Source organism: Yeosuana marina, assembly GCF_011762485.1.
Lineage (GTDB): Bacteria > Bacteroidota > Bacteroidia > Flavobacteriales > Flavobacteriaceae > Yeosuana > Yeosuana marina.
Genome location: NZ_JAAKGI010000005.1, coordinates 237113 through 255255 on the forward strand (window position 1 = coordinate 237113; position 18143 = coordinate 255255).

The 18143-nt window shown below is 30.4% G+C and carries 13 protein-coding genes; 5 read left to right on the forward strand and 8 right to left on the reverse strand.

Annotated elements, in window-relative coordinates; all coding sequences use genetic code 11:
- Positions 1–120: 120 nt before the first annotated feature.
- The 4 genes from G5V56_RS08290 to G5V56_RS08305 all read left to right on the forward strand — a co-directional run bounded on the left by G5V56_RS08290 (position 121) and on the right by G5V56_RS08305 (position 4204).
- Positions 121–972, forward strand: coding sequence for a hypothetical protein (locus G5V56_RS08290; protein ID WP_166963757.1), 852 nt, complete (start codon positions 121–123; stop codon positions 970–972).
- Positions 973–1296: 324 nt separating this feature from the next.
- Entirely contained in the window at positions 1297–1656 is a 360-nt protein-coding gene (locus G5V56_RS08295; protein WP_166963759.1) for a BlaI/MecI/CopY family transcriptional regulator, read from the forward strand.
- Between the two features lie 2 nt (positions 1657–1658).
- The gene (locus tag G5V56_RS08300) at positions 1659–3587 is read left to right on the forward strand and encodes a M56 family metallopeptidase (protein ID WP_166963761.1); all 1929 of its coding nucleotides are present in this window, start codon (positions 1659–1661) and stop codon (positions 3585–3587) included.
- Between the two features lie 464 nt (positions 3588–4051).
- Positions 4052–4204 (forward strand): SsrA-binding protein, encoded by a 153-nt coding sequence (locus tag G5V56_RS08305; protein ID WP_166963763.1) that lies wholly within the window; start codon positions 4052–4054, stop codon positions 4202–4204.
- On the opposite strand, the gene G5V56_RS08310 is transcribed toward G5V56_RS08305, so the two are convergent.
- The 4 genes from G5V56_RS08310 to G5V56_RS08325 all read right to left on the reverse strand — a co-directional run bounded on the left by G5V56_RS08310 (position 4201) and on the right by G5V56_RS08325 (position 12784).
- Positions 4201–6213: a T9SS type A sorting domain-containing protein gene (locus G5V56_RS08310; protein WP_240911254.1), complete on the reverse strand. Its 2013-nt coding sequence runs from the start codon at positions 6211–6213 to the stop codon at positions 4201–4203. The two genes, G5V56_RS08305 and G5V56_RS08310, sit on opposite strands and share 4 nt — an antisense overlap.
- Before the next feature lie 148 nt (positions 6214–6361).
- Positions 6362–8311 (reverse strand): PAS domain-containing hybrid sensor histidine kinase/response regulator, encoded by a 1950-nt coding sequence (locus G5V56_RS08315; protein WP_166963765.1) that lies wholly within the window; start codon positions 8309–8311, stop codon positions 6362–6364.
- 33 nt (positions 8312–8344) lie between these two features.
- Positions 8345–10693 carry an ATP-binding protein gene (locus tag G5V56_RS08320; RefSeq protein WP_166963767.1) on the reverse strand — a complete coding sequence of 783 codons (2349 nt, stop codon included), beginning with the start codon at positions 10691–10693 and terminating at the stop codon, positions 8345–8347.
- Between the two features lie 402 nt (positions 10694–11095).
- A complete protein-coding gene (locus tag G5V56_RS08325; RefSeq protein ID WP_166963769.1) occupies positions 11096–12784 on the reverse strand; it encodes a histidinol-phosphatase HisJ family protein in 1689 nt (562 codons plus the stop codon).
- 373 nt (positions 12785–13157) lie between these two features.
- On the opposite strand from G5V56_RS08325, the gene G5V56_RS08330 reads away from it, so the two are divergent.
- Positions 13158–15863, forward strand: a complete 2706-nt coding sequence (locus tag G5V56_RS08330; RefSeq protein WP_166963771.1) for a bifunctional YncE family protein/alkaline phosphatase family protein — start codon at positions 13158–13160, stop codon at positions 15861–15863.
- 46 nt (positions 15864–15909) lie between these two features.
- Here G5V56_RS08330 and G5V56_RS08335 read toward each other — a convergent pair whose 3' ends face one another.
- The 4 genes from G5V56_RS08335 to G5V56_RS08350 are packed head-to-tail and all read right to left on the reverse strand — an operon-like array spanning position 15910 to position 17967.
- The gene (locus G5V56_RS08335; RefSeq protein WP_166963773.1) at positions 15910–16206 is read right to left on the reverse strand and encodes a GIY-YIG nuclease family protein; all 297 of its coding nucleotides are present in this window, start codon (positions 16204–16206) and stop codon (positions 15910–15912) included.
- Between the two features lie 40 nt (positions 16207–16246).
- The gene (locus G5V56_RS08340; RefSeq protein WP_166963775.1) at positions 16247–16663 is read right to left on the reverse strand and encodes an ester cyclase; all 417 of its coding nucleotides are present in this window, start codon (positions 16661–16663) and stop codon (positions 16247–16249) included.
- Positions 16660–17583, reverse strand: coding sequence for a DUF6624 domain-containing protein (locus tag G5V56_RS08345; RefSeq protein ID WP_166963777.1), 924 nt, complete (start codon positions 17581–17583; stop codon positions 16660–16662). The genes G5V56_RS08340 and G5V56_RS08345 overlap by 4 nt, the downstream gene beginning before the upstream one ends.
- A 3-nt stretch (positions 17584–17586) precedes the next feature.
- The gene (locus G5V56_RS08350; protein WP_166963779.1) at positions 17587–17967 is read right to left on the reverse strand and encodes a MotA/TolQ/ExbB proton channel family protein; all 381 of its coding nucleotides are present in this window, start codon (positions 17965–17967) and stop codon (positions 17587–17589) included.
- Positions 17968–18143: the final 176 nt, after the last annotated feature.

The following is an 18143-nucleotide window of genomic DNA, read 5'->3' on the forward strand; positions in this document are numbered from 1 at the left end:
TATTAAAATATTTCACATTTATTAACAAAACAATCCATTTTCATTTTAAAGTTTAGTTAAACTTTTTTGGTAAATCTTATTATGTAATAATTTTAAGTGAATATTTAAAAACACGTAATCATGAAATCTAAAAATGTTTTAAAAATCGGATTAGGTTTAATAATAGTCATTGCTATATGTACTGTTTCTTTTAAAAGCTTTGCACACAAAACCCCTAAGGTTTCTTTAATTCACAAGGTGGACAGCAAATCAAATGTTATTGTAACTATTGACAAATCGACAACATCAAAAGATTTTGATGATATAAAGAGTATGCTGAGTGAAAATGGAATTACAGCAACATTTAGCAATATTGAACGCAATGATTTAGGAGAATTAACCGGATTAAACATCGCCCTAGAAGATGGTAATAATAATAAAGCAGCAAGTAAAATATCGAGCAACATCCCTATTGCGCAAATAACGTTTGGAAGAAAAGATGGCTTACTATTTATATCTCAAAGCAATTCTGAAAATGGAACTCTAGGCTTTTTTAACCAACCAAATATGATGCCATTTGGAAGTGAAAATGACTCCATAGTTGGACAAAACTTTAGCGGATTTGGAAACTTTAATTTTGATGATTTTTTTAATGATGATGGTAATTCATTTTTCTTTAAAGGCCAAAATATGACGATAGACCAATTGAGAGAGCAAATGAAAAAACAATTTGAATCTAGTGGAATGAACTTAAATGGTATGTCTTCATTTTTCGAGTCGGAAAGTGATTCTCCCAATAAATTTAATTTTAAAGATGACCCTAACATCCATAAATTAATCATTATTGATGGCAAGGAGTCTGACTTTAAAACGCTTAGTAAATTGTCAGATGAAAACAAACTGGAAGCTATTGACGATTTAAAACCTAAAACAGCTATTAGCTTGTACGGTAATAAAGCAAAAGACGGTGCTATTATTGCAACGACAAAATAATTTAAACCTTTAATAACTGATAAAAAAGACGCTTAAAACGCGTCTTTTTCTTTACAAATTACTCGCTCCTTTTAAATAATTAAATACTACTCTACCTATAATAACTTAAAAAATAATTAAATAACTAATTTAATAGTTGTATAACTATAAAAATAGTTATATGTTTGTGATGCGTTAGGGATTGAACTATATGTTTGAGCTCGCCGACGAAGGAGGAAGCGAGTAGTGAAATATTTTTATTCATGAGTTCATTAATATAAAATAGTAACTAACAAATAAAGCCAACCCTTGTGGTAACGCCCAACTATATATTACAAAATACACATGGAAAAGTTAACAAATAAAGAAGAAGAAATTATGCATATTTTATGGAAGCTTGAAAAGGCTTTTGTTAAAGATGTATTAGCCGAAATAAAAGACGACAAACCTCATTACAATACCTTATCCACCATTATTAGAAATTTGGAAGACAAAGGCTATGTGAGTTATAATGCCTATGGAAAAACACACCAGTACTACCCTATTGTGAGCAAGGAGGAATACAGAAAAGGCTTTATGAGTACAGCAATAGACCATTATTTTAATAATTCGTACAAAAATATGGTATCGTTTTTTGCTAAGGAAGAAAAAATAAGTGTGGACGAGCTTAAGGAGATTATTGCCTTAATTGAAAAAAATAAATAATGATGGAATATTTACTGAAAGCAAGTGCTATTATTGTAATTTTTTATACCTGCTATAAAGTTTTTTTACATCGCGATACTTTTTTTGAACAGAATAGATGGTTTTTGATGGCTGGATTGGTTGTGTCGGTGCTTCTTCCGTTGATTGTAATTCCGATTTACATAGAAGCCCAACCTATAAATTTTGACAATCTGGTTTTTGTTGAAAATGCATCAACTACAAATGCTACGGAAACTTCATTTAATATTTCCCTTCTTTTAAATAGTGTTTATTTTATAGGCGTAGTTGTTTTTGTTATTAGGTTTATACTTCAAATAACGTCATTATTGCCGTTAATAATGAATGGTTCAAAGCAAAAGATGGGACGTTATCATTTTATAACAACAACTCAAGAGGTATCTCCTTTTTCGTTTTTCAATCTTATTGTTTTCAATCCAAAATCATTTAGCGATGTTGAATTAGAACAGATACTTACGCATGAAAAAGTACACGTACATCAATATCACACGCTCGATATAATCATATCTGAATTAGCTTGTATCGTATTTTGGTTTAATCCCTTTATTTGGTTGTATAATAAAGATTTAAAACAAAACTTAGAATTTATTGCAGACAAGAACGCAATCAATGATTCCAACTGCAAAAAAAGCTATCAATACACCTTATTAAAAACAATTATACCAACTCATCAATTGGCTTTAACCAATAATTTTTATACATCATTAATCAAAAAACGAATCGTTATGTTACACAAATCAAAATCAAAAAAAATCAATTTATTAAAGTACACGTTAGTTATTCCAATTTTAGCACTATTCTTAATGAGCTTTAATACGGAGGAAGTCATGATTGAAAAGACATTAACTCCAACAAATTCAAATTCTCACAAAAAGCTTCCAGTTATTAATAAGTTACCTAGTTCTTTTAAACCTAATACAGAAAGCCAGCCTATTAAAAAGTCGGTGTCAAACAACTTCGCATCAAAAACATCTGAAATATCATCTTCTAGTATAGAAGTTATCATTACTAAGGACTATACCGATAGTGATTTTGAAAATCTAAAAACAAAATTTAATAATGAAGGCTACACACTAAAAGTAAAAGGTATTAAACGCAATAAACAAAATGAAATAACATCTATTAAGATTGATGTAAGCTCAAAATCTTCAAATGCAAATTATAATATTGATACAGATGAAGCTATCAGTCCTATAAAAATTAGTATAGATGATAAGGGTGGAAATATATCTATAGGAAATAGTCATATAAAAAACGAAAAAAACACGGTTTTTGTTACTGGATATGGTAATAATAAAAAAAGAACACTCTCTGATACAGAAAATAATGTATATGTCATTTCATCAGATGATGAAAATGATGACAATGTACAAGTAAATGAGTTCATTATAAAAAATGGTGATTCCATGCACGTTAAAAAATTTCATAAGAAAATAAAATTAAATGATGATCATTCTAATTTATCGTGGACAACTGATAGTAGTGAGAATAAAAAAATAATCATCACAGGCAAAAGCACAGGTATAAAAATAGCATCAAAAGATGGCAAGGAACCTTTGTTTATAGTTGACGGGAAAGTAATCTCTAAAAAAGAAATGAATGATATCCACCCAAATAGTATTGAAAAAGTTGAAGTTCTCAAAGGAGATGGAGCGATTAAAAATTATGGAGAGGATGCAGCTAATGGTGTTATTTTAATCAAAAAAAAAGACACCGAAATTTCTAATCTTTTAAAATTAGAGAAAACATCTTTATATATCCTAGACGGAAAAGAAATAACCACAGACGAGATGAATGATATTAATCCAGATAAAATTGACGGCATCAATGTCCTAAAAGGAGAAAGCGCTACAAAAAAATACGGTGATAAAGGAAAGAATGGTGTGGTTATAATTACCCTAAAAAAGGAATAACTAAAAAATATATTTTATAAAAAAAGACATTCTTTACAGAGTGTCTTTTTTTTATGGACAAAGATGAAATCATAAAAAATTAATGATTTTTAAATGAAATGCCCCTACGTTTTTAAAAACTCGGACAAAATAGCCCTACAATTATTTCATATTTTCACTAAAAAAGATATTTTAAGTTAAAATTTAAAACTTATTTGAAGAATAAATGTAAAATATTGAAATAAAAATCATTTTTTTGATTACAAAAACATATTCAATTTCATAGATTTCCTTATAATCTCTTGGAAGTAATATTAGTAATTAAGTATCTTCATAAGGTAGTACTTTATTTAAACTAATTATTAACCAATAAACCCTTAAAATTATGATTACACTTGCTCTTATGCTAATTGAAATTATCTTTTCAATTAATTAAACCTAAAATGTAAAACTTAGTCTAGAATAAGTTTTACTATTTTTACAACATGCAAAAGCAAGTATTTAAATTTTTAGCAAAGGTTAATAAAATCATTCTTCCAAGTTTTACAAAAAAGGAATTAGATTTAGCAAAAGCGACTAAACTTCAATTACTGATTATTGGATGGCGGTATTATATTACTAAAAACGCTCTGGATTAGTTTATTATTTTAAACGTTTTGTTGCGTTGACCAGATTCAATTTTTACAACATACATTCCTTGTTGATACATAAACGGAATTGTAATTTTTTGTTGTTTTATATCGTTTTTATTTACTTCTGTTATTTTTTGTCCTACCGTATTAAATATTGATACATCGCTCAATTCTAAATTGCTATTATTATTGATAACTATTTTGTTATTTAAATAATGTACTCTTAAATTGTTGTCGGCAAAAACATCTTCAGTATCCAAAGTTGATTTTGAGGTGATATCGCTAAATACAATACTAAATCTATCTAAATACTCTCCTGGAGGTAAGTTTGGACTAAAATTAGATTCCGTTAAGTTATAACTAATATTTAAAACGTTATCTTTTATATAAATAACATCCTCAAAATTTTCTACAGCGTCAATCATGATCGTGTGAGTCCCTTCTTGTGATATTTTTATTCCAATAGGAAATTCATAAGATGAGTTATAGGCTCCAACACCTTGAATAACATACTTTCTTGTTAAATCATGCTCTATAATATAAAATAGTTCATCTTCTCTAGGGTCAAACATTACAGCATCATATCCCAAATTAAAATCTAAACTTGCTGGACAATTGGGCAAAAATCCCAAAACAATCTGCCTATGAAACATCTCTGGGTCTTCATATCCAATTCTAATAAATCGCTTGGGTTCTTCTTCTAACGCCGTCTTACTTTTAGTACCAGATGTTTTATAAAAAATTGAATTACCAGTATCTTCTTTTTCAAAAATACGTTGTGAGTTATTAAAAGTAATGGTTCCTCCATTAAGAGCTTCAACAAAAAAACCTTGTCCAACAGGTATATACTGTGTAGGCGCCAATACTGAATCAGCATTACCAAGCCCTGCTATTGAACTAATAACGACTGACGGAGCTACACCCGCTGTTTTGTTCCAAATGGCATATCCTCCAAGATAATTTGCTAAATAATGAGAGTTTGAACCACCGTCTACCCAAAATTCAATTTGATCAATAATAGTTGGATTATCATCAATAAATTTTCCTGCATCTAAGGCGGAAGGATATGGATTTCCTAATAAAACACTTTCTCCAGAATTTATTGAAAACGTATACTCTCCATCATTAGGCACACCTTTAAACACATAGTTTTGATTAGGGTTTGTAGTTGCTGTGCCTTTCATAGTAAAACCAATACCAGGATTTATTGATGAAGTTTCATCTATTTTATCCCAACCTGAATATCCAGAAGTATTTGGAGAATAGGTATACAACCAACGATCGCTAATTTCTAAAGGAGTAATTACCATACCATCAACATCAACACCAGCAGGAATACCGTTATATGGAGATCCCGTATTAAAACCTACCTGTTCTGGCTCAAATGAATTTATATCTGCATCTGTACCATCAAACAAACCTCCTGACAAAGTAAAGGCTTCTAAATTGTTTGTTACTGGAGATGACCAATAATTATAACCATAGGTATTCGACATACCTTGCTGGTCTCTTAATAGACTACCACCACTTGACGTATTGAGATTAGTACCTGTTGTATGCGTTTGAATTAATTGAGCTTCTCCAACTAAGCGTAAATCGCCACTTACTAAATTAACTCCGTTTTCTACAATAAGTCCAAAGCCATCGGCTACAGAAACTCCTTTTTTAGAAGAACTTGTTACATTAACTTCTAAATTAAAAAAATTAGCACTTCCTGCTGTTCCGGAAATGGTTAGAGTGTCATTTACTGCACTGGTAAAAAATGTGGTACCAGAAGTTGGTATTGATGTGGTTCCATCATTTATAAAATTACTGTTTAAATACAAATCACCCTCATTGTCATGAATTCCAGCATTTAAATATTCATTACCAAAATAAACGACGGTAGATTGTTCTATTTTTAAAGTTCCATTATTTACAATTTGAAATGGTAAATTACCAAATGGTATTTGAGACATAGAAATGGTTGGAACGATAAGACTTAAGCACCAAAGTATAAAATATTTTTGTTTCATGACTTAGAAGGTTTAGGGGCGTTAACCTATTAAAGATATGATACACAAATGTTTAAAAATATGACAAATGTTAGTTTAGACAATAAAAATAGGTTTTCAACCTAAATTTATGCACTTAATCGACTAAATATATTAAGTATAAATGAAATTAATCTAGAAATTTATAAATCAAAGTCAGGAGATCTTCCATTACAATTGGCTTTGTAATATAGTCGTCACAGCCTGCTTGTAGGGCTTTTTCTTTATCTCCAAAAATAGCATAAGCAGACTGTGCGATAATGGGTAGTTTTGGATTAACCGACTTGATTTGTTTTGAAGCTTCATACCCGTTCATAACAGGCATATTTATATCCATTAAAACTAAATCAATATCAGAATTATTATTACAATATTCAACCGCAATCTTACCGTTTTCAGCTCTTTTGTAATTGATGTTTTTTAGTTCTAAAACAGATTTTATAAACTCATAACTAGAATCGTCATCTTCAACAATTAAAATCGTTTTTAATTGTGTGTTTTTATTATCATTCTCAAGTTTGCTGTTTAGTTCAATCAAACTATTTTCTTGTTCGAATGGAATCGTAAAAAAGAATGAACTTCCATTTCCTTCTAAAGATTCAACCCAAATACTACCTCCTAAAAGAATTATTAATTTTTTTGCTGTTGAAAGACCTACACCCATACCTTCATGTTTTCTTCCAAAGGATCCATCTGCTTGTCTAAAAACTTCAAAAATAAGTTCCTGATGATCCTTATGAATACCTATACCTGTGTCTTCAATAAAAAACTTAACCATGGTTTTATCATCAACTTGGTAGATATTATAACCATAGTTTATATAGCCTTCTTCTGTGAATTTTAAAGCATTTTTTAACAAGTTCTTTAAAATCCTTTTAAGCTTTATGGCATCGGTGCTGATACTTATATTTTTATATTCTTTAGGAACTATTAAATTAAGTTCTAAATGATTCTTATCAAGTTTGTCTTGCTCAGTTTTCATTAATCTATCAACTTCTAGTAAAACTGATTGTAAATTAACTTGACGCTTAACAACCTCTATTTGTCCAGACTCTATTAACGAAATATCAAAAAGATCCTCAACAATATCAAGTAAATGCTCACCACTGGAATTGATAATTTTATTAAACTCAAGAACATCCTCTTTTGGAGTGCTTTCATCAATTAAACTAGACAAACCAATAATAGAGTTTAAAGGGGTTCTTAACTCGTGAGACATGGTTGCCAAAAACTCAGATTTTAAACAATCTGATTCTTTTGATTTTGCTAAAGCTTCTTTTAAATGATCTAAAACCTTAAGTCGTTCCGTAATATCTCTGTGCACTCCTAAAAACCATATAATTTCGCCTTCTTCATTGATAATAGGATCTGCTGAGCCTTCAATATTAATTATGGTTCCATCTTTTTTTATGTTAGTATACTGGGAGCTTGCAATGTTTTCTTTATTTAATAGTTTTTTCCAAAAAAGGTTAAAATCTCTTTTATTTTTAGGACTCTTAATAATTCTGGGGGTTTTTAACCCAATAACCTCATGAGGTTCGTACCCATACATCTTTGTAAATTGCGGGTTTATATACGTAAAGACGCCATCAGTATCTGTCATAAACACCACCTCCTTTGTAGTATTTAAAGCATGACTTAATTTTTGTAAACTAAAATCTGTTTGTTTACGTTCTGTAATATCTCTAAAAATACCTGTTATAAAAAACTGATTATTTGACTCCCAACTAGATGCAGACATTTCAACTAAAAATTCTGTACCATCTTTTCTTATGGCCGAAAGTTCTGTAATTTGACCAATTTTATTTCTAAGCCAAATCTTCACTAATCGTTTAATATCTATTTCAACTTTGGTATTTATGTACTTATTAGGGAAAATTTGCAGTATAGATTTATTGACTATTTCATTGGAATGATAGCCAAATATTCTTTGAGCAGCTTCATTCCAAGATCTAATAGAACCATCTTCCTCAATTGTTATTATAGCATCTACTGCTGTTTTAACGATGGATTCATTTAACCTTTCAGATTTTACAACTTTTTCTTTGAGGAATTCTACCTCTGCCAAAAGCTGTTCCATTGTTTTGTTTTCATTTTCCATCATGAACCTAACTTAAAAATCTAAATGCAGATATTTTTTTATGACGTTGTATAACAGCCCTTTTGAAACGGGTTTTGAAATATATTCATTACATCCTGCTTTCATAGCTAAAGCTTCATCTTCGGCCATAGCATAGGCTGTAATGGCAATAATAGGAACGGTTGTACTTGTTTTTCGTATTTCTAAAGTTGCTTCATAACCATTAAGAATAGGCATTTTAATATCCATTAATATTAAATTAATGTCCTTGTTCTCTTTAAATAAATCCACTGCTTCTTGTCCGTTTTCTGCTCTAATAATTTTAATATTGAAAACTTTTAAAACCTCTCTGATATAAATGAAATTGGTTAATTCGTCTTCCGCAACTAAAATTGTTTTCTCTTCGATATTATTTTTTATCATGTCTTCCTTAACTATAGACACATAGGTTTCTTTTTGATTATCAGAAACAAATGGTACTGTAAAAATAAATGTACTTCCTTCTGATAAAGTATTCTCTAACCATATATTACCTCCTAATAACTCCACTAAACCTTTTGCTATAGAAAGCCCTAAACCAGTGCCAGTTCCTGCTTTTGTATATTCATTATCAACTTGACTGAATCTATTAAAAATTATTTTTTTATCCTTTTCACTAATGCCTATACCCGTATCTTTTACATAAAATTTAATTTTATCCTTATCTATACCATATCCAAATGTTACAGACCCTTGTTTAGTAAACTTTAAAGCATTTTCAATTAAGTTTGATAAAATCTGTACCAGCCTATTTCTGTCTGTTTTAACAAAACAATCATTATCATCTAATGATTTATGAATTTCTATAGATACATCTTTTGTTTTATTTTGAATTGAAAATTGAAAATATAAGCTATCTATGATCTCATTTAAATTACAAGTGTCTAAATTTATTGACAATTGTTTTGCTTCTATTTTAGAGATATCTACAACATCAGATATTATTGCTAATAGGCGCTTTCCTGCTTCTTGAATTAATTCAATAAATTTTTTCTTTTTACTTTCATCTACAACATCATCATCTAATAAACTAGTAAACCCTAAAATAGCATTCATAGGCGTTCTAATTTCATGAGACATATTGGCTAGAAAAGCTGTTTTTAATTTTTCACTGTGCTCGGCTTTTTCTTTTGCTTTTTTGAGTTGAACCCTTTGGTTTTTGAGTTCGGTAATATCTGTTAAAACCCCAACTAAAAACCGCTTATCACTTTCATCAACATATCTTATTATTTTTGTTAATACCGTTCTTGAGTCTCCTTGACTTGTAGTTAAACTATCTTGCTTAATATGTTCTTCTCCATTTTCAAGTACTTTTTCATCAATGTTATTAATACGATTGAATTCATCTTTAGATAAACCCTCCGTAAACGTTTTTCCTAAAACCTCTTCTTGAGACACTCCAAAAATGTTGCAAAAAGCGTTGTTTACAATGATTAGCCTACTTTTTTCATCTTTAACAAAAACAGGATCAGCTAAATTATTTATAATATTATGGAGAAAGTCTTTACTTTTATGAAGTTCATGAGTACGTTCTTTAACTTTTTCGGAGAGTTGTGAGTTAAAGGTGTTTAGTTTAAAATACGCTGTTTTTAATTCTTCAATAGAACTTGCTAATAACCTTTCTTCATTTTCATTTAACAAAACGCTCTGAACGGTCTCTTCTTTTTTATACAACAGTTTTAACTCTTTTATAAAATGCCATATTGGTTTAGATATACTTTTAGAAACCGTAATAGCAATACTAATACTCGCTAAGATAAAAATAGCCATAACCACACAAAACAAAACTATATTCTGTTTTGTTTCTTCTATGCTATTTTGATAAATTTCATCTGCTTTATTTTGTGCAAAATCTGTTAACACCCTAGCCTTTTCATAAATATCATCTACTTTAATTTTCCCTCGCTTTTGATACAAACTATAAGCTCCAACAATGTCTTCCTTTTTCTTTAATTTTATAATATCATCAACTAGTACTGAGTAATTTTTATAAGCGTTGTGAAGACTATCAATACTGCTTGTTTCACCTAAAAACTTATTACTAATAATTTTAAACGAATTGTTAATTAATTTATCAGAGGTATTTATCGTTTTAAGATGCACTGCTGCCTCCAAACTATCTTCAGCCATTATAAAATGGTCTAGTTTATGGCTAATTAATTCTGTATTTGCTTCAATATCTCTAACAGCATTACTAACCACCAACGGTTGATTATACATTCTCTGCAAGTGCTTGTCAATAGTATTTAATTCATATAATGCAAAAAGGCCTAATACTAACATAAACGCTAGTATCGAGGAGAAAGCTATGATAAGTCGTGTACGAAATCTAAGTTTTTTCATTCAAAAATTAGTTTAATCCTAGTCAATATAGAAAAACGTTGTAAAATTCTTCAATAAAAACATTAAAATCTATGACTATTATCATCAAAAAAATGCACTTCGTTTAACGGTAACATTAACAACTGTAGTTTATAACTAAAAATTAGGTAATAAAAGGTAATACGAAATCTCGTGGTTTGAGGAAATTATAGGTATAAAAAAAGAGAACAACCCGTTTAAGAATTATCCTCTTGTTTTTGTTATCAACCAACCAATAAATAACAAGACAAATTAACAAATACTTTATTGTATAAAACATGACAAAAATCATGTTTTCAATATTTTTTTATTACGCTTAAATTATTGTGAAATTATCGGATGAGGTGTTTGAAAGATTAGTGAACAGAAAGTTCCTTTTTACAATTACATACTATGAAATTCGATTAAATTGGCTTCATAATATTGATCTCCCAGTTTAGACAATAAATTTTTAATAACACTACTGTCTCCATCTACGGCAATAGCAGAATATCCAATATTATTTAGTTTCCCTAATCTTAAATCAATAATATTAATATGTTTGGAAGCTAATGCAGATAGCAATATTAAAAGAACGCCAGGCGCGTTGTGGTGTTTAGTTAAAATCACCTTATCATTTAAAGCTAAATTTAACTTCACCCCATCCATTTCTAATAAATACACACCTTCGTGGTAATAATTTGGCAATTGGGCATTTTCTTTATAAATCAACTTACTAAAAACACCAGAATCTGTCCCCTTCATAAAGTCAATCGCACTTTTAACGTTTCCATTATCATTTTCAATGGATAAAAATGCAATAGCAGTCCCATCATTATTAGACTTTAATCGTGCGGTTTCAACATTAATCCCTTCTGAAGCCAACGTGTTAAACAATGATGAAATAACTCCTGGCTCATCCAAATGCTCAGAAAACAAACCATTCACTTTTTGGTTCGTCATTTTAGGAATCTCATTGGTAATCGTAATTGATTTTCCCCATTTTCTAATTCTAATGGCATTATACTCTCCCATACCTGTAGAATTTTTATAAATATCTACAAATTCTAAAAACGAACCTCCAAAAGAAAAATCAGGAATAATGCGTCTTTGATCATCATTTAATCGTTGGTTTAATAATTCAATACCTTTATTTAAAACGGTATACTTTACTTTTAAATCATGATCATCAAAAATGGTACGATTTTCGGGGATTAATTTTGAATAACTCACATAACTCTCATAACCAGCTTCTTGAATATATTCTAAACTTTCCTTAAAGTTTAAACCGTAATAACGGACATGATGCGTATCAGTCCCTACACACACCGGAATTTGAAGTTCATTAGCGCGCCTTAAAATACTCTGAATTGGGTACACACCAACTCCTTTAAATTTCCCTGCCATATTAACGTCTAATGACAAATTTCTGTCGGCAATAAGCTCTAAAAGTGTTCTGAATTTATTGGCTAACGGATGTGAACTGGTTTCAAAGTTGAGCAATGATTCAGGCATATCAACATTTAATTTTGGCAAATCAATATGTCCAATAATTTGAATCATATCACCAAAACATTCAATCATCTGAATCATTTCATTAAAATAACCATCCCAGTAAGCTTCTAAACTTCCTCTTATTTTTAATAATTCAAGAGCTTCTTCTTTAGAGCCGTCGTATGGCAAGCCTTCGGGAGCAAAATGAACAGACCCTATAACATAATCGGCATCTTCAGCCTGAAATATTTTCGATCGGCTCCACTGTAATCCCAAATCGGGTCCCATCCATTCTAATTCAACACCATATTTAATGTTTATTTGTCCTTCATATTTTTTACGAAGATTAGCAATGCGTTTAGGGTAATTTAAATACGATTTATTACCTCTTATAAACTTAACATTCGTATCTCTTTCTGCGGTATAACGAAAACTTGTTAATCTTGGCGAATGAATTATAAACGTAATACTTGGGTGATTTGCCTCAATAGCTTTATCTACAATATCTTCTAATTTATCAATACCATGTTTTACATGATCCCTTTCTGTACCTGCATGAATACCATGTGTTTCCCAAATAAATTCGTTAAGTTTTCTCATTAATGACTCTGCGTTAATTTGCTTTTAAAAATCCAAATTTAACCATTGAAATAGAATAAATAGCTAAATACTGATTGTTTTCAATAATTTTTAAAAAGAAATATTAATTGTCAATAAAAATATTCTAAATCAAATAAGTTATTGTGAATTTAATAAAATCAATATCTAAACCGTTTATCGTTAAACGTCCTACTCAAAACTTTACAAGCAAAAATTCCTGAAATTGAATAATAATTAAAAGACAAGATACTTGCCTTAATTTAATCTTTTTTTAAGGTTAAAAAATTAAGTTAATGCACTCATATATGCTAAATTTGTAATCTATTCTATTTTAGAAACCTTATTCTTATTTATCTATCTTAAGAAAAAAACTATGAAGCATTCAATTATAAAAACGCTTTTACTTTGTTTAGCATTATATTTTACTGCATGTCGCACTTATACAAAGCAAAATGTATTAGAAACAAGTGAAACTTCCAAACATTATAGCACGTACGATACGAGCAACTTAAACGGTACAACCCTACCCGTTTTGATGCCTTATAACCGTGTTATTGATCCTGCTGGCAAGGTTGTTTCTTATGGAAATCCAGATTTGGAAAATCATAGTTTAGATATTCAAGCAATCCCTAACACAAACTTTTTAGCCATTGAAGACAGATACGGTATTGCTATTTTGAACAGTAAAACCAATAAAATTGTAAGCAGATGGGCTTACCAAGACCATCCGGAATACAAAAATTTCATGAGTACCTATTCTGGGATTCAAGTTTTAAAAACAAATGATATAACGGAAATTTTTTGGAGTGCAGACGATAAAAAAAATAAAATAGCTAAAGTATTTAAAGCCATCTGGGATACTAAAACACTAAAAATTGAAACTACTTTTGATTTTAAACCTATAGACGATGCTCCTTTAGCCTTACCTAACGACTTGGCGATTCATACAGAAAACGGAAAACAATTTTTATATGTTGTATTGAATGGAAACAATACCTTAGAAAAAATTGATTTAGAAACCAAAGAAACGGTGTGGTCTGTCTACACAGGCGTTGCTCCTTATGGAATAACCATTAATAATGATAAAGCATTTGTTACTAATTGGGCTGGCGACATCCCAACTACAGATTCTAAAAAAGAAACTGCTGGTGTTCCTTACGGAAGTGCCTTTATAGATCCGCAAACGGGTTCTACACCTTTTGGTACCGTTTCTGTTATCTCAATTAATAACGGACAACTAATTAAATCTATTCCTGTTGGCAGCCACCCAAACGATATTATACAAAGCAATAACAAGCAGCATATATATGTAAGCAATGGCAATACGGATAATGTGTATGTTATCAACCCAAAAACATTAGAAACTGAAGAGATTATTTCTGTAAAAATTGATACAGGTGAAGAGGGCTTTTTAGGAAATTCACCTAATGCCCTAGCCATAAGTCCTAACGATGCCTATTTATATGTTGCCAACGGTATGGATAACGCATTGGCTGTAGTAAAATTAAGAAACCAAACTACAGAAAGTTTTATTGAGGGTTTTATTCCTACCGAAGCGTATCCCGGAGGTTTAACCATTTATAATAATACACTTTTTGTAACCAATTTAGAAGGTGAAGGTGCTCGTGTAAATAGTTTAGACATGAGTAATCCTATGAATATCACAAAACGTGTCAAAGAAGGTGCTTTTAACTCACATCATCAAAAGGCTACTGTTTCAATCATTCCAATTCCAGATTCTAAAAAATTAGCAATCTATACAGAACGCGTAAAAGCACAAATGCTTAATTTTAGAATTGAACTTGCTAAACTGTCACCACGTAAAAATCAGCCTGCAAGACCAATGCCTGAACGTATTGGCGAGCCTTCCTTGTTTAAACATGTTATTTACATTATTAAAGAAAATAGAACGTATGATCAAATTTTAGGGGATATGCAAGAAGGAAATGGTAGTAGTAATCTGTGCGTTTTTGGCGATAGCATTACCCCAAACCAACATAAACTTGCCAAAGATTTTCTTTTAATGGATAATTATTATGCGTCGGGTAAATGTTCTGCCGAAGGGCATCAATGGACGGATGCAGCTATGGTTTCAGATTATGTAGAAAAAAATGTAAGAGCATGGTTTAGAAGCTATCCTCATGTTCAAAACGACGCATTAGTATATAACGAAAAAGGATTTATTTGGAATAATGCTGCCGATCATGGCAAAACTGTTAGAATATATGGTGAAGCTTGCGAACCTAATATTGACCCCAATTTAAGTTGGACAGACATTTATGAAAATTACAAAGCAGGCAAACCATTAGAATTTCATAATACAACGACCATATCTAGAGTTGAGCCTTTTTTATCTCAAAATTACCCAGGATCTGATTATTTAAAAGTTCCAGACCAAATTAGAGCGTCCGCTTTTATAAAAGAATTAGAAGATTATGAAAACATGCCTGGAGATCAATTTCCAGAATTGTCTGTTATGGCATTATCTGTAGACCACACATCGGGCACAAGACCAGGAATGCCTACACCAAGATCCATGGTTGCAGATAACGATTTAGCATTGGGCCGTATTATTGAAGCCGTAAGCAAAAGTAAATTTTGGAAAAACACGGTTATTTTTGTGACCGAAGATGACTCACAAGCTGGATGGGATCATGTGTCTGCTTACAGAACTACAGGCTTTATAGTGAGCCCTTATAGTCGTTTAAAAAAGACGATAAAAACAAATTACAATCAAACATCGGTCGTTCGATCTATTGAACAAATTTTAGGAATTCCTCCTATGAATTTAATGGATGCTACTGCGTTACCTATGTTTGAATGTTTTCAAAGTACACCAAATATGGAGCCTTTCAATTTTGTTGAAAACAAAATTCCTTTAAATGAAATGAATCCCGATTTAAGTAAATTAAAAGGAAAAGCGTTATCGTATGCTAAAGAATCGATGCGACCAGAATATGATCATATCGATTCGGGTATTGATGATGTTTTAAACCGAATTATTTGGTTTAGCGTCAAAGGAAAAAAGAAATATCCAGCAGCTTTAGCAGGCCATGATACTGATGACGATGATGATTAACACATTCAAGAATCTACCAATTTTAACCCTTTAATTTCTGGTTTTATTAATATGAATTTTTAATATCCCGCTCTTCAATTACTAAAGATTGAAGAGCTTTTAATTCTTTATTATAATTACTATTCTCCTTATCATTGTTCTTAAGTTCTGCTAAAACTTCAAAAACAAAATTTTCTTCTCCGTATGTATTCCAATCTTTTTGAAAAGTTCTATTCCTATGATTTCCTAACTTAAGTTCCATTATATGCCTGTTCCATTTGGATTCCATATCAGCACTGTTATCTATTAAAACTTTATTAGTTATTACGTTTTTTATTTGAAAAACCCCTATTGGAAATTTCATTTGTTTGTAGATATCTTTCTGTTCTTTTTTTGTTTTCATATCATATAAAACCTAATTGTTTCATAACCGTTACTCTATTAAAAACTTGAGTGTGCCCATTAATTAAATTGTTTTTAAAATGATAAATTGTCGTTCCCTTTGTATTAATAGTCTTTTTGGTAGGTGGATATAGACCTATAAAACCAAGATTTGTTCCGGTTAAAATCCAAGTAATCGCAACATGATGTTCCTCAGGAATGACAGAAGTTATTTCGAAATTCATATCCGGAAATGAGTTGAATGAAAAATTTAATCGTTTTTTAAATTCAGAATGCGTTAATGTTTTTCCTTCCCAAGGGTCTGCTTCATCAAGATGAATAGTATATTCTTTGTGAACATATTTTGCAATTGAATCGACCTTCTTTTTATTCCAAATTTCGTTCATAAATTCCTTAATAAAAGATTCTTTATTCATCATCTTTTTTTTTGTTCAACATTCCAGTCGTAATTAATTTTTCTTTTTAAATAATCTTTTAAAGGCTCCAACCCAATTTTTTTTCTTCGTTGGTCTACATACTCTGGATCAACAATGGGAAATGGCTCTAAGGTTTGATCCAGTTTATAACGAAATTGCATACCGTAAATTTGTGGCTTGCCATCGTTAACTAATACTCTATCTTGTATTTTAGCGTATTCCATACAACTTCCTTCTCCTTCTAAACAAGACTGCTTTATTTGTTGCAGATACTTTTTTCTAACAGAATCATCCTCATGATGATTAATAACCAACAATGGAGCGTCTGCCGCCAACTTTCCAACGTTAGAATACTTTGGCCAGCCATATTTAGCAATTAATTGTTGAATTTTGCTATAATTGTCTTGTGCTTTATTCTTCTTCATATTTCCTAAAGGATAATACCATTGTGGGATATATCCGTTTTCCATGTAAAACTTTTTAGCTTGGTCAACATAAAAATCCAAAACCTGATCTTTTAAAATAATATTCAGTAATTGCTTTGTGTACTCGGGTTGTTTAAGCACCCCGTTTTTTTTCTGAAACTTCTTCATTTGTTCATTTTCAATAGTTGACCAACGCGAGTCATTTATCAAAGCATATAAATCTGTATCTGCTAAAGCCCACAGAGAGGAATCCGTTTTTAAGGCTTTTTTCAAATAATAAAAAGCGCTATCCTTTTGAAAGGTCAAGGCATATGCACAAGCAAGATTGTATGTGTTTTTTTGGTGATTAGGTGCTTTGTTATAAAGTTCCTTGTATGCCTTAATGGCGTCGTCTAATTTCCCTTCCTGTCTTAAACTATCTCCTTTAGAAACAGATTGTTGTGCAAGGCACAAATTACTCATTAAAATAAAAATAATAATGTTATATATAGGTTGCATGTTTTAAGCGTTTTGTTTTAAACTATTAAACGTTCCTTTAAGGATTTTACAAATCATAAATAAAGCAACTCCCAGAACTGGTGTAATCAAGGCTGTTGAAATTCCTTGAAATATTAAATTTGGAGCAATACCTCCCGCTTTTCCTATAAAATAGAAACTATGCATGAGCCCTAATAGCAATGATAGAATACCTGAAATAAGTATCCAAAATGCTGCTATGTCTATTTTTGAGTTATGATATTTTACTAATTTTTGGTACTCTGGACTATTTTTTGATTTTAATTTTTTAACAAAATGAACTATTGCTGTTGCACTAAAAATGACAAAAACAATAATAAATTTTACATCTCCGTTTGTAATAAATTCGGTAAAAGGCATTCTCATAATTAATTAGTTTTTAAATTGAGCACCAAAATTACCGTTAAAAAGACCTTGAAAATTTCTTTTGCGATGAATGAAAGAATTACATAAGGATTTAACAGCTTTTATTAGCTGATGGATTTTAGGGGTCTTTTTACGTTAAATCAATAACTAAATCAATCATTCGTCTCAATTTTTAT